This window comes from Alsobacter ponti, from assembly GCF_024294805.1.
In the GTDB taxonomy this organism is placed as follows: domain Bacteria; phylum Pseudomonadota; class Alphaproteobacteria; order Rhizobiales; family Beijerinckiaceae; genus Alsobacter; species Alsobacter ponti.
Map to the genome: position 1 here is coordinate 232394 of NZ_JANCLU010000001.1, position 13005 is coordinate 245398.

The following is a 13005-nucleotide window of genomic DNA, read 5'->3' on the forward strand; positions in this document are numbered from 1 at the left end:
GAATGCCGTCGTGCCCGTCGCCCATTTCGTGACCCATCCGGAAGTCGTCATCGACCCGGCCGTTCCGGTGCCGCGCTGGCATCTGAGCGACAAGGGCATCCATCGCATGCGCGCCTTCGCCGAGACGATGGCCGGCACGGACATCGCCGCCGTGTGGGCCAGCGACGAGGCGAAGGCGATCGAGGCCGGCGGCGTGCTGGCCGCGCGCTTCGGCCTGCCGGTGCACGTCCATCCGGGGTTGGCCGAGAACGACCGCAGCGCCACCGGCTACCTGCCGCCGCCGGAATTCCAGGCGACGGCGGACGCGTTCTTCGCGCGTCCGCACGAGAGCGTGCGCGGCTGGGAGCGGGCCATCGACGCGCAGGCGCGCGTCGCGGCGGCTGTGGACGACGTGCTGCGAACGCCGCCGGAGGGCGACGTCGCCTTCGTGGCGCATGGCGGCGTCGGCGCGCTGCTGCTCTGCCGCTACCTGGGCGTCGAGATCAGCCGCGGCTACGACTCGCCCTTCCAGGGCCATTACTGGAGCTTCGACGTGGCGACACGCCGCGTCCTGCACGGCTGGCGGGTGATCGCCCCCGTTTAGGCCGCCTCCGACGCCTTACGCCTTGGCCTGGTCGAGGAGCTGGGCGACGCGGCGCAGGCCGAGCTGGTATCCCATCGTGCCGAGCCCGGCGATGACCCCGTCCGCGCGCAGCGACACGTAGGAGTGATGCCGGAAGGCCTCGCGCTTGTGGACGTTCGAGATATGCACCTCGATCACCGGCCCCTCGAACATGTGCAGCGCATCGAGGATCGCCACCGAGGTGTGGGTGAACGCGGCGGGATTGATGACGATGCCGCCCGCCGTTTCGCGCGCCTCGTGGATCCAGTCGATCAGTTCGTATTCGCGATTGCTCTGGTGGAAGCGGAGCTCCAGGCCCAGCTCGCCGGCCAGAAGCCGGCAGTCCGCCTCGACGTCCGCCAGGGTCTCGTGACCGTAGATGTGGGGCTGTCGCTTTCCCAGCAGGTTGAGGTTGGGACCGTTGAGGACGAGGACGAGGCGGCTCATGTCGGGTTCCGATGGGTTGGGCGGCGCGATCTTATGCGCCGCGCCGCCCGGCGTCACCTCCGCCGTCGGCGGTCGCGACGCGTCCAGCACGAAACCAACACTTGTTGACAAAGGCGTCTTTTGTTATCTAATCGCCGCGACGGAGAACGCGGGCATGGCTTCGATTGAACTGGGTCAGCAGGAGCGGGCGGTGCTCGACGCCATCGCGGCCAATCCCTTCGCCGGCCAGCAGGAGATCGCGACGGCGCTGGGGCTGGCGCGCTCCACCGTGGCGGCCCACATCGTCTCGCTCATCCAGAAGGGGCGCATCCTCGGGCGCGGCTACGTGCTGCCGGAGGCCGGGCGCGTCACCTGCATCGGCGGCGCGGTGCTCGACCGGAAATACGCTTCTGCCGTGCCGATCGAGCCGCGCACGTCGAACCCGGTTTCGGGCTGCCGCGCGTTCGGCGGCGTGGCGCGCAACGTGGCGGAGAACCTGGCCCGGCTCGGCGTCGCCGCCTCGCTGGTGTCGATCATCGGCGACGACGAGGCCGGCCGCGACCTGCTGGAGCACCTGCGCGGCGTCGGCGTCGACGGCTCGGGCGTCGTCACGGCACGCGGGCAGCGGACGGCTGAATATGTCGCCGTTCTCGGCCCCGACAGCGACCTCGTCGTCGGCGTCGCCGACATGGGCGTGTTCGACCTGTTCAGCGTCGCCGACATCGACCGGGCGTGGCCCCGGATCGCCGCGTCGGCCTGGGTCTTCCTGGACTGCAACCTGCCGGGCGACGTCATCGCGGCGGTGATCGCGCGCAAGCACGCGGCCCGCTTCAAGCTGGCCGTCAACGCGGTCTCGGCCCCCAAAGCGCGCCGGCTGCCGCAAGACCTGCGCGGCATCGACCTGCTGTTCGTCAATCTCGACGAGGCGCGCGCCCTGCTCGGCGGGTCGCCGCGTGCCCGCGCCGCCGCTTCGGCGCTCGTGAAGCGTGGCGCGGAGGCGGTGGTGCTGACGCGCGGCAGCGCCGGCGCCTGTGTCGCCGCCGGGCAGGACGTCGCCGAAGTCCCGAGCGCGCCCGCGAGCCCCGTCGACGTGACAGGCGCGGGCGACGCCCTCGTCGCGGCCACGCTCACCCGGCTGCTGGCGGGCGAGACGCTCGTCGACGCCGTTCGCGCAGGCGCGGTGCTGGCGGCGTTGACGACGGAGAGCCGGTCCACCGTCCTGCCGGACCTGTCGCCGGTTCTGCTCGCCGCCTCACTGGACCGCGTCCCCCAACCCGCCGGAAACTGAGATCATGACCGCATTCCCCTTCACCGTCGGCCACGAGGTCGCCTCGGCGCTGGCCGACGGCCGGCCCGTCGTCGCGCTCGAATCCACCATCATCACGCACGGCCTGCCGGCCCCGCAGAACCTGGAGATGGCCCGCGCGGTGGAAGCCGTGGTGCGAGCCCGGGGCGCGACGCCGGCCACCATCGCGCTGATCCATGGCGTGCCGACGGTGGGCCTCGGCGAGTGGGAACTGGAGGCGCTGGCGGCCGACCGCTCCGCCGGCAAGGCGTCGTCCCGCGATATCGCCACGATGATCGTGCGCGGCGAGTCCGCCGGCACGACCGTTTCCGCGACGATGCTGCTGGCCGAGCGGGCCGGCATCAAGGTCTTCGCCACGGGCGGCGTGGGCGGCGTGCATCGCGGCGCGGAACAGACCTTCGACGTGTCGGCGGATCTGACGGAACTCGGCCGCACGCCCACCGCCGTCGTCTGCGCGGGCGTCAAGGCCATCCTCGACATTCCGAAGACGCTGGAAGTGCTGGAGACGCAGCGCGTACCGGTGATCGCCTTCGGCGTCGACGAGTTCCCGGCCTTCTACACGCGCGGCAGCGGCCAGAAGGCCGGACAGCGCCTCGACACGCCGGAACAGATCGCGCGCGCGGTCGCGCTGCACCGGGCGACAGGGGCGGGGACGGGCCTGTTGATCGCCAATCCGATCCCGGCCGAGGACGCTCTGGACGCCGCCGCCATCGAGGCGACCATCGCATCGGCCGTGCGGGAAGCGGAACGCCTCGGCGTCGCCGGCAAGGCGCTGACCCCGTTCCTGCTCCAGCGCATCAACGAGTTGACGGCGGGCGAGAGCCTCAAGGCCAACATTGCGCTCGTGAAGAACAACGCCAATCTCGCCGCGCGCATCGCGGTCGCCCTCGCCGCCCTCGGCTGAGCGCAGGCGGATCCGCGGGCCCGGCCTCGCGGTCGCTCAAATCACCCGGGCGAGGAAGGCGCGGGTCCGGGGCTGGCGCGGATTGACGAGCACGTCCTCGGGTCGGCCCTGCTCGACGACGACCCCGCCGTCCATGAACACGACGCGGTCCGCCGCCTCGCGCGCGAAGCCAATCTCGTGGGTCACGACGATCATCGTCAGGCCCTGGTCGGCGAGGCCGCGCATGGTTTCCAGCACTTCGCCCACCAGCTCCGGGTCGAGCGCCGAGGTAGGCTCGTCGAACAGGATCAGCCGGGGCTTGATGGCCAGCGCGCGGGCGATGGCGACGCGCTGCTGTTGGCCGCCGGAGAGCTGGCGCGGATAGGCGTGCGCCTTCTCCGGCAATCCGACCTTGACGAGCAACTCCATCGCGTAGGCTTCGGCCTCGGCGCGCGGAACGCCGTGAATGCCGATGGGGGCCTCCACCACGTTCTGCAGCACGGTCATGTGCGGATAGAGATTGAACTGCTGGAACACCATGCCAATGCGGCGGCGCTGGCGCGCCACGGCGCGCGGCGACAGGGCGAGCAGGCGTCCGTCGCGCAGCTCATAGCCGATCTGCTCGCCGGCGACTTCGATCGATCCCCGGTCCATCTTCTCGAGCTGATTGATGCAGCGCAGGAAAGTGGACTTGCCGGAGCCGGACGGCCCCAGGATCACCACCACTTCGCCCTGGCCGACGTCGAGGTCGATGCCCTTCAGCACCTCGTTGGCGCCGAACGATTTGTGGACGTTACGCGCGCGCACCAGCGGGGCGGCGACGGTGTCCGGCGCCAGGCTGGCGCGCGACAGGCCGGTCATCGTCATAGCGTCTCTCCCGCCACGGTCGGCGCCGGGGTCCGGGAGGCGGCGCCGCGCTCGCCCCTGGCGTAATAGCGCTCGATGGCGCTCTGCCCGACATTGAGGATGGACGTCACCAGCAGATACCAGAGCACCGCGACCATCAGCAGCGGGATCACCTCGAAGGTGCGGTTGTAGACAGCCTGGGCTGAATAGAGCAGGTCGCCCATGGCGATGACGCTGACCAGCGAGGTCGCCTTGATCATCGAGATGAGCTGGTTGCCGGACGGGGGCACGATGGAGCGCATGGCCTGCGGGATGATGATGCGGCGCAGCGCCCGCCACCGCGTCATGCCGAAGGCGTCGGCCGTCTCGTACTGGCCGCGGTCGACCGAGAGAAGGCCGCCACGAATGATCTCGGCCATGTAGGCGGCTTCGTTCAGCGACAGGCCGGCGATGGCGGCGGTGAGCGGCGTGATGACATCGTTGGTCGGCCAGGACGCGAAGGTGGGGCCGAACGGAATGCCGATCGAGATCGTCGGGAACAGCGTCGACATGTTGTACCAGAACAGCAGCTGCACCAGCAGCGGCGTGCCCCGGAAGAACCAGATGTACAGCGCCGAGAGCGAGCGCAGCAGGGGATCCTCCGACAGGCGCCCCATCGCCAACAGCAGGCCGATCGCGGTGCCGATCACCATCGACACCACGGTCAGGCCCAAAGTCACGCCCAGCCCGCGCAGGATCGAGTCGGCCGTGAACCACTGGGCCACGACATGCCACTCGAAGTTCTTGTTGTGGGCTATCGCCCAGAACGCCTGCGCGAACACCCCGACCACGATCGCCCACAGCGCGATGCGGCCGATCGGGAACGGCCGGTGCGCCCGCGACACGTCGCGGGCGTCGGCGAGGACGGGCTGGACGGCCGCGCTCATGACTTCGGCTTGGCGAGGTTCAGGCCGGGGGCGGGGATCATGTTCCCTTCCAGTCCCCACTTCTTCATGATCGCGGCGTAGGCGCCGTTTTCGAAGAGCTTCTTGTAGCCGTCGAGCACGACCTTCCCGAGCTCGGAGTCCTTCGGCACGACGCTGCCCTGGTAGAGGTCGTCGAAGCCGTTGGCCTTGCCCGTGGCGGCCAGCTCGAGCTGGCCGTCCGCCTGCTGCACGAAATAGGTCAGCGGGGCCTGTGAGGAGAAGAACGCGTCGGCGCGCCCGGAGCGGACGGAGAGGATCGAGGTCGGCTGGTCGGGATAGGACTGCACCTCGAGCTTCGGCTTGCCTTCCTTCTCGCAGCGCTCGGCCTGCGCCTTGATGACGCGCTCGGCGGAGCCCGCGGCCATCACGGCGACCTTCGTGCCGCAGGCGTCGCTGAGCTCGTTGATCTTCTTCGGATTGCCCTTCGCCACCGCGAAGACCACGTATTCCTTCACGAAGTCGACGAAATCGTTGGCCTGCTGGCGGTCCGGGAAGTCGCCGATCGGTCCGATGGCGAGCTGGTAGCGCCCGGACTTGATGCCGGCCAGGATGCCGGCCAGGCCGTTGACCGTCTCGTGGTTGATCTTCACGCCCAGCAGTTCACCGAGGGCGTCCGACAGATCGGCGCTCGCGCCGGTCATGGTGCGGGTGTCGGAGACGATTTCGTAGGGCGGGAACGAGCCGGAATTCACCGCCGTCATCGCCCCGGCCTTGCGGATGGCCTCCGGCAGGCGGGCGCGCAGCGCCTCGTCCACTTTCTGCGTGGGGATCTTGGCCTGGGGCTGCTGCGCCAGCGCGGGCGCGGCCGCCAGCGCAATCGCCAGGGTCAGGGCGGAGGCGGCGAGGTTCGTCGACATGCGCAACATGATTGAGCTTCTCCTTTACTCTGCCGCGTCGGGCAGCTGGTTGGCGTCCCGGTTCGCCAGCTCCGGCCGCGCGAACCGCCGGTTGGCGAGGGCGGGCAGCACCGCGCGGGCATGCGCGATGCGCGCCGGGTCGATTTCGGCGAAGACGAGGGCCGGCGCCTCGCCGGCGCTGGCCGTGACCACGCCGAGCGGGTCGACGACCATCGAATGTCCGATGTTCCGCTCGCCGCATTCGCCGACGGCGACGACGTAGGCGGTGTTCTCCAGGGCGCGGGCCGTCACCAGGACGGTCCAGTGGTGCTCCTTCAGCGGGCCCTTGACCCAGGCGGCGGGAAGCACGAGCACGTCGGCGCCGTCATGCGCCAGCCGGCGCGCGAGCTCCGGGAAACGCACGTCGTAGCAGGTCATCAGGCCGACCTTGAGACCGGCCACCTCGACCAGCGGCGGCACGTCGTCGCCCGGCTGGACGTTGGTGGACTCCTTCGCGGAGAAGGCGTCGTAAAGGTGCAGCTTGCGGTAGGCCGCGACGATCTCGCCGTCGCGCAGCGCGATCAGCACGTTGTGGACCCGCCCCGCGCCGTTCGGCGTGTGAATGGTCAGCATCACGGTGATGTCGGACCCGCGGGTCGCCTCGGCGAGGCGGGTGACGAACGGCCCGTCCAGCGGCTGCGCCGACTTGAGCACGATGTCGGGGTCGGCGATGTCGCGCGCCAGGATGCCCTCGGGTAAGACGAGCAGGCTGGCGCGCTCCGCGATGGCGCGGCGGATCAGGTCGACGCAGGTCTCGGCGTTCTCCTGCCAGACCTTGGCGACGGCGAACTGCCCGAGCGCGACCTTGACGGCGCCCTTGCCAGGAATTCCGGTCATTGTTGCGCCTCCTGCGCGAACTGGGGAAACAACTCTTGCGGCGTCAGCCTGGCTCCCGTGAGGCCCTGGGCGGTCAATTCCGTGCAGAAGTCGCCCAGCATGCGCAGGTTGGCGCGGTAGCCGTTCTGCGCCCAGTCCTCGGGGAGATCGTGGGCCACCTGGCGCAACTCGTCCAGCAACCAGGGCGTCGTGTCCGCGTAGCGCAGCCGCTTTTCAGCCCAGACGGCCCAGGACTTGTCGAGCGCCGCCGCGGCGGCCTCGGCCGCGCCGGGGTTCGCCTCGACGAAGCTCGCCTTCAACCCCAGCAGGTGGATGCCGGGCACGTACCCGACGTCGTTGAAGTAGGCGACCTCCTGCTGGCGGAAGTCCGGCAGGAGCTGCCGGAACGGGCTCGCCTCGCCGAAGAAGCCCGGCGGCATGAAGGGCATGAACACCGCGTCGAGCCGGCCGGCTTCCAGCAGCGGCAGCAGCGGCGTGTCGTCGGCGATGGTTTCGACCAGCCCGGGACGGCCATATCCGCCCAGCCGGTCGACGATGGGGTGGCTGGGCAGCAGGCGGCTGATGCGCCATTGCGCGTCCTCGATGCCGATGCCTTCCCGGCGCAGGATGGCGCGCGTCCAGGTGTTGCCGGAGTCCTGCCAGCCGGCGAGGCCGATCGTCTTGCCCCGGAGGTCCGCGATGGTCGTGAGCTCGCCGTTGCGGCGGGTGATGATGCAGCGATGGCGGAACGCCCGCATCAGGAAATGGGGATAGCCGACGATGGCGCTTTCGCCGCGCGCCTTGCCGAGGCTGTAACGGCTGAGCGACATCTCCGAGCCGTCGTAACGCGGATCGTTGGGCAGATCGTCCGGGAGCGCGGCGACGCGGTCGAGTTCGAGATCGAACCCTTCCGCCCGCACGTCGCCGAGCAGCAGCGGCGTCAGGAAATCCCAGTCGCGGACCGCGAGGCGGATCTTCATGCGGCGGTCATCCTCATGCCCAGAACCAATGTGCTGGCATGAAGCGTAATGTTCATTTTACAATGCGCAACATGAATGATGTTACTGAACAAAACGACTCTCTGGATGCGGCATGGTTCGCGTCGAGGCTGCGGGACCGCACGATGCGCGGCATCGCCATCGGCATGAGCGCGCTGATCCGCTCGGGCGCCGTGCCGGTGGGGACGCGCCTGCCCCCGGTGCGCGACCTCGCGCACGCGTTGGGGGTCAGCCCCGCCACGGTCTCGACCGCCTGGCGCGAGCTGCGGCAGTACCGCGTCGTCAGCGGGCGCGGGCGCACCGGCATGTGGGTGAGCGGGGACAAGCCGACGCCGCGCCCGCTGCGCTTCGCCGAAATGAACCGTTCGGGCCACGGCGTGCTCGACCTGACCCTGGCCGTGCCCGACCCCGCGCTCCTGCCGCCGCTCGGCGAGGCGATGGCCCGCGCCAGTGCCGTCGACGATCTCAACAGCTACGCCCGCGCGCCCATCGTCCCGGCTCTGGAGGCGGCCGTCCAGGCGCGCTGGCCCTACCGGCCGGAGGCGTTCCTGGCCACCAATGGCGGCTACGAGGCCGTGCACGCGGCGATCCAGGCGCTGGTGATGCCGGGCGCGACGTTGGCCATCGAGGATCCCACGGCGCTGCGCCTGCTGGACATCGCCGAACATTCGCGGGCGCAGATCGCGCCGGTGGCCTGCGACGCCGAGGGGCCCCGGCCCGACGCGCTGGCGGCCGCGCTGGCGCGCAAGCCCAGCGTGTTCCTGTTCCAGCCGCGGACGCACTCCGCGACAGGCTGCGGCGTCAGTCCGTCCCGCTGGCATGAACTGGCGGTCCTGCTGCGCGGCCACGACACTCTCGTCATCGAGGACGACGGCATCGGCGACATCTCCTCCCGCCCCGCCGCCAGCCTCGGTTCGGTGCTGCCCGACAGGACGGTCCATATCCGCTCCTATTCGAAATCGCTCGGCCCGGACCTGCGCGTCGCGGTGCTGTCCGGGCCGCGGCCGATCGTCGAGCGCATCCAGGCCTATCGAAGCTTCGGCGCGGGCTGGACAAGCCGTCTCCTGCAGGCGGCGACGGCCTGGCTTATCGAGGACCGGGAGACGGAAGACCTGGTCGAACGCGCGCGGAGCACCTACGCGGTTCGTCGGCGGCGCCTGATCGCGGCGTTGAGGGAGCGCGGCATGTCGCCGGCCGACGAGGACGGCCTCTCGCTCTGGCTGCCCGTCGCTTCGGAGCAGTTCGCCGTTCTGACCCTGGCGGCGCGGCGCTTTGCGGTGGAGCCCGGGAGCAAGTTCCTGGCGCACCCCGGCGACTTCGTCCGCGTGGCCACCAGTCGCCTGCCGGAGGACGTGTCCGAACTGGCCGACGCGCTGGCGCTGGTGTCGCCCGAGGCGGCATTGCGCGCCGTCAGCGACGCGGGGCCGGCCTACTGACGCGCCTTTCGATCACAGCTTCGTGCGGGGGGCTGGCCGAGCGGGCCGCGCGGGACGAGGATGCGGCGGCATCCTTCGGAGCAAGCCCATGACGCCGCACCGTTTCGCCCGCAAGACGCTCGTCCTCGCCGGACTCCTGATGCTCGCGGCGACGGCCGCCAACGCGCAATCCGCCCGGCTGCGCGGCGTGATCGTGAGCGCCGACCCGACGACCCTCATCGTTCGCTCCCGGGACGGCGGAGACGTCACGCTCCAGCTTGCCCCCGGCGTGACCGTCGGGCGTCGCGTGCGCGTCGGCATCGACGCCATCCATCCGCAGGACTTCGTGGGCGTCGCGGCGGTGCCCGGTTCGGGGGACACGCTGAAGGCGGTCGAGATCTTCATCTTCCCGGCCAGCCAGCGTGGCGTCGGGGAGGGGCACCGGCCCTTCGATGTGTTCCCCGAGGGCACGATGACCAACGCGACGATCGCGGAGACCGTCGACTCCGTGGACGGAAAGGCGATGCGCCTGACCTACAAGGGCGGGGAAAAGTCCATCGCGATCACGCCGGAAAGCAAGATCTTCGTCTTCGCCCAAGGCGCGGTCGCCGACCTCCTGCCGGGCCGCGTCGTATCCTTGACCGCCGAACGCAAGGACGACCAGATCACGACCTCGCGGGTCACCGTCGACGATCCGTAGGAGCGCATCTTGCAGATGCGTGCGGCCGTAGCGCCCGCGCCGTTGGCGCGCGCTCGGCGCCCATTTACCAATCGGTAAATGGGTAAATGACGTTGCGTTCTTGAGAAGCTCCGGCCTTAATCCTATGAGTTGCTAACTTATTGGGCGGGGAAAGAATCGGAGCGCTCGATGACGTTGTCCATCCTCAACCCCGACGCCATTCGGGAGAGCCAGTTCTCGAAGGAGCCCTATCCACACTTCCTGGGCTCGGGCTTCATCCGCGAGGACAAGATCGACGATCTCCGGCGCGACTATCCGCCGATCAAGAAGGCCGGATACCTCACCGTCGACGACATCGAACTGGCCGGCAGCTTCAAGCAACTCATCGACGAAATGGAAAGCCCGGACCTCACCGAAGTGCTGTCGAAGCGCTTCGGCATGGACCTGCACCGCTTTCCGCGGCTGACGACCGTGCGCCGGCTCTCGCAGGGCAATGACGGCCGCATCCACACCGACGGGCCGAGCAAGGTGATGACGTTGCTCGTCTACATGAACGACTCGTGGGACGCTTCGGAGGACGGGCGCTTGCGCGTGCTCTATGACGGCACGCATTTCGAGCCCTACGCCTGCGAGGTTCCGCCCACCATGGGAACCGTGTTCGGCTTCCTTCGCGGCGAGAATTCGTGGCACGGCCACAAACCCTTTACGGGCGAGCGGCGCGTGGTCCAGACGGCCTGGGTGACGGACGCCGAGGAACTCGAGCGCAAGAAGCGCCGCAACAGCTTCTCCAAGCTGCTAAAGCGCATTTTCTCCTAGCCGCCTCGCCCGCAGGGCGCGAACGTATCAGGACGAGCCGGCAGTCGCTCAGCGCCGTCTCGTGGAGTCGCGCGGCCACGGGTTCGGGCCCTGTCCCCGCTGACATTGGTCGCGCGGGGCGGCCTGCCTTCGATCTCAATTCACGGGCTTCGGACGGGGAACCAACCCCGGTGCGATCACGTTCGCGTCACAGCGTCGCAGCCGGAGGAGGGCGAGCTGAAAACCCGCGATGTGGCCGCGCTGGCCCTGCTGGCCATGGCGAGCGTTCTTCCGGCGCGCGCCCAATCTCCCGAGAGCCCGCCCGATACGATGGCCGAACGCGTCCTGGCCTGCGCCCCGTGCCATGGCGCGCAGGGCGAGGGCACGCGCGACCCCTATTTCCCCCGGCTGGCGGGCAAGCCTTCCGGCTATCTCTACAACCAGCTCATCGCCTTCCGGAACGGCCGGCGGCGCTACCCGCCGATGAACTACCTGCTGGCGTTCCTGCCGCCCGAGTACCTGAAGGAAATGGCGGACTACTTCGCCAGCCTCAATCCGCCGCTGCCGCCGCCTTCCGTTCCGGCCGTCGCGGAGGACGCCCTGAACGCCGGGCGCACGCTGGTCACGCAGGGCGATGCCACGCGCAGCATCCCGGCCTGCACGAGCTGCCACGGCCCCAATCTGACCGGCATGGAGCCGGGGATTCCCGGCCTGCTGGGATTGCGCCCCAACTACATCAGCGCCCAGCTCGGCGCGTGGCGCTACGGCACGCGCACGGCTCTTTCGCCCGACTGCATGCAGGTCGTGGCCGGCCACCTCACCGAGGCCGACGTGACCGCCATCGCCGCGTGGCTGTCGTCGCGTCCCGCGCCGGCGGAGCGGCGGTCCGTTCCCCAGGGCACCTACGCGCTGCCGTTCGCCTGCGGGAGCCAGCCGCAATGACAGGCCTCCGCCACCTCGCGCTGCGCGTCGCCGGTGTAATCGCCGCGACACTCCTCGCCGGCGTCGCCGGCGCGCAGACCAACGGCGCCCCGAAGCCCGACGCCGCCATTCTGGCGAAGGGCGAGTACCTCGCCCGCGCCGGCGACTGCATCGCCTGCCACACCGCCCCCGAGGGCCGCACCTTCGCGGGCGGCCGGCCCATGCCGACGCCGTTCGGCACGCTGTTCACCTCGAACATCACGCCCGATCCGGAGACCGGCATCGGGCGATGGACCGCCGACCAGTTCTACCAGATGATGCACACCGGCCGGTCGCCGGACGGCGGCCTTCTCTACCCGGCCATGCCGTTCGGCTCCTACACCAAGGTGACGCGGGCCGACAGCGACGCGATCTACGCCTTCCTGATGTCGGTGCCAGCCATCCGGCAGCCGAACCGCCCGCACGACCTGAAATTTCCCTACAACAACCGTCAGCTGATCCTGGGCTGGCGCACGCTGTTCTTCCGCGAGGGCGAATTCAAGCCGGACCCCAGCCAGTCGGCCGAATGGAACCGCGGCGCCTATCTTGTCGAGGGACTCGGCCATTGCGGCATGTGCCACACGCCGATCAACGCGCTCGGCGGCAACACGGAGTCGCAGGCGTTCCAGGGCGGCCTCATCCCGATGCAGAACTGGTACGCGCCCTCGCTGACCTCCAACCGCGAGGCCGGCGTCGGCGACTGGACCATCGAGGAGATCTCCGACCTGCTGCGCACCGGCGTCTCGAAGCGGGGCGCGGTGTACGGGCCGATGGCGGAGGTGACCTACAACAGCCTGCAATACCTCACCGCCGAGGATACGAGGGCGATGGCCGTCTACCTCAAGAGCCTCGGCCAGGAGACGCCGCCGCCCGCCGTCTCGAGCGTGCCGGGTAGCGAGAGCAGCCTGCTGCTGTCGCTGGGCAAGACGGTCTACGACCAGCACTGCGCCGCCTGCCACGGCGCGCAGGGGCAGGGCAAGCCGCCGCATTATCCGCCGCTCGCCGACAACCAGTCGATCCAGATGTCGTCGGCGGTCAACGCGATCCGCATGGTGCTGAACGGCGGTTACCCGCCGGGCACGGCGGGCAACCCGCGCCCCTACGGCATGCCGCCCTTCGCGCAGACGCTGTCGGACAACGAGGTCGCGGCGGTGGTCACCTATATCCGGACCTCGTGGGGCAACCGCGGCGCGGCCGTGGCCGCCGCCGAGGCCAACCAGCTTCGCTCCGCGCCACTGGATTGACGCCATGCTGAACTCGCCGCCGCTGCGCGACCGCGACGACGCCGACGACCGCGAGATCGGCGCCATCGTGCGCGCGGGCCCCAAGGGCGCCATCGCGCTCGCGGGCGTCGCCACCGTGATCGTGCTGGCCTGCTGGCTCGCCTTCTACCTGTTCGTGTTCCTGCCCCGGAGTTGA

The 13005-nt window shown here is 69.8% G+C and carries 15 protein-coding genes; 9 read left to right on the top strand and 6 right to left on the bottom strand.

Going from position 1 to position 13005, the window contains the following annotated elements; genetic code table 11:
• Positions 1 to 10: 10 nt before the first annotated feature.
• Positions 11 to 583, top strand: a complete 573-nt coding sequence (locus NK718_RS01155; RefSeq protein ID WP_254737742.1) for a histidine phosphatase family protein — start codon at positions 11 to 13, stop codon at positions 581 to 583.
• Between the two features lie 15 nt (positions 584 to 598).
• On the opposite strand, the gene aroQ is transcribed toward NK718_RS01155, so the two are convergent.
• Positions 599 to 1048 carry a type II 3-dehydroquinate dehydratase gene (gene aroQ / locus NK718_RS01160; RefSeq protein ID WP_254737744.1) on the bottom strand — a complete coding sequence of 150 codons (450 nt, stop codon included), beginning with the start codon at positions 1046 to 1048 and terminating at the stop codon, positions 599 to 601.
• Positions 1049 to 1202: 154 nt separating this feature from the next.
• Between aroQ and NK718_RS01165 the strand changes: the two genes are divergently transcribed.
• On the top strand, positions 1203 to 2315 hold the full coding sequence (locus NK718_RS01165) for a carbohydrate kinase (protein ID WP_254737746.1): 1113 nt from the start codon (positions 1203 to 1205) through the stop codon (positions 2313 to 2315).
• Between the two features lie 4 nt (positions 2316 to 2319).
• Positions 2320 to 3237 (top strand): pseudouridine-5'-phosphate glycosidase, encoded by a 918-nt coding sequence (locus NK718_RS01170; RefSeq protein ID WP_254737748.1) that lies wholly within the window; start codon positions 2320 to 2322, stop codon positions 3235 to 3237.
• 36 nt (positions 3238 to 3273) lie between these two features.
• On the opposite strand, the gene NK718_RS01175 is transcribed toward NK718_RS01170, so the two are convergent.
• The 5 genes from NK718_RS01175 to NK718_RS01195 are packed head-to-tail and all read right to left on the bottom strand — an operon-like array spanning position 3274 to position 7719.
• Positions 3274 to 4077, bottom strand: a complete 804-nt coding sequence (locus tag NK718_RS01175; RefSeq protein WP_305883663.1) for an amino acid ABC transporter ATP-binding protein — start codon at positions 4075 to 4077, stop codon at positions 3274 to 3276.
• A gap of 2 nt (positions 4078 to 4079) precedes the next feature.
• Positions 4080 to 4988: an amino acid ABC transporter permease gene (locus tag NK718_RS01180; protein WP_254737750.1), complete on the bottom strand. Its 909-nt coding sequence runs from the start codon at positions 4986 to 4988 to the stop codon at positions 4080 to 4082.
• On the bottom strand, positions 4985 to 5884 hold the full coding sequence (locus NK718_RS01185) for an ABC transporter substrate-binding protein (RefSeq protein WP_254738208.1): 900 nt from the start codon (positions 5882 to 5884) through the stop codon (positions 4985 to 4987). The genes NK718_RS01180 and NK718_RS01185 overlap by 4 nt, the downstream gene beginning before the upstream one ends.
• Positions 5885 to 5908: 24 nt before the next feature.
• Positions 5909 to 6760, bottom strand: a complete 852-nt coding sequence (locus tag NK718_RS01190) for a deaminated glutathione amidase (RefSeq protein WP_254737752.1) — start codon at positions 6758 to 6760, stop codon at positions 5909 to 5911.
• Positions 6757 to 7719 (bottom strand): substrate-binding domain-containing protein, encoded by a 963-nt coding sequence (locus NK718_RS01195; RefSeq protein ID WP_254737754.1) that lies wholly within the window; start codon positions 7717 to 7719, stop codon positions 6757 to 6759. Before NK718_RS01195 ends, NK718_RS01190 begins: the two co-directional genes overlap by 4 nt.
• Before the next feature lie 143 nt (positions 7720 to 7862).
• Between NK718_RS01195 and NK718_RS01200 the strand changes: the two genes are divergently transcribed.
• The 6 genes from NK718_RS01200 (at position 7863) to NK718_RS01225 (ending at position 13005) form a co-directional block, all read left to right on the top strand.
• Entirely contained in the window at positions 7863 to 9173 is a 1311-nt protein-coding gene (locus NK718_RS01200) for an aminotransferase-like domain-containing protein (protein WP_254737756.1), read from the top strand.
• An 88-nt stretch (positions 9174 to 9261) separates the two neighbouring features.
• Positions 9262 to 9852, top strand: coding sequence for a hypothetical protein (locus tag NK718_RS01205; RefSeq protein WP_254737758.1), 591 nt, complete (start codon positions 9262 to 9264; stop codon positions 9850 to 9852).
• A 168-nt stretch (positions 9853 to 10020) separates the two neighbouring features.
• Complete coding sequence (locus NK718_RS01210; RefSeq protein ID WP_254737760.1) at positions 10021 to 10647, top strand: 2OG-Fe(II) oxygenase; 627 nt, start codon at positions 10021 to 10023, stop codon at positions 10645 to 10647.
• Positions 10648 to 10902: 255 nt separating this feature from the next.
• Positions 10903 to 11568 carry a c-type cytochrome gene (locus NK718_RS01215; protein WP_254738210.1) on the top strand — a complete coding sequence of 222 codons (666 nt, stop codon included), beginning with the start codon at positions 10903 to 10905 and terminating at the stop codon, positions 11566 to 11568.
• Positions 11565 to 12830: a c-type cytochrome gene (locus tag NK718_RS01220; protein ID WP_254737762.1), complete on the top strand. Its 1266-nt coding sequence runs from the start codon at positions 11565 to 11567 to the stop codon at positions 12828 to 12830. Before NK718_RS01215 ends, NK718_RS01220 begins: the two co-directional genes overlap by 4 nt.
• A 4-nt stretch (positions 12831 to 12834) precedes the next feature.
• On the top strand, positions 12835 to 13005 hold the full coding sequence (locus NK718_RS01225; protein ID WP_254737764.1) for a hypothetical protein: 171 nt from the start codon (positions 12835 to 12837) through the stop codon (positions 13003 to 13005).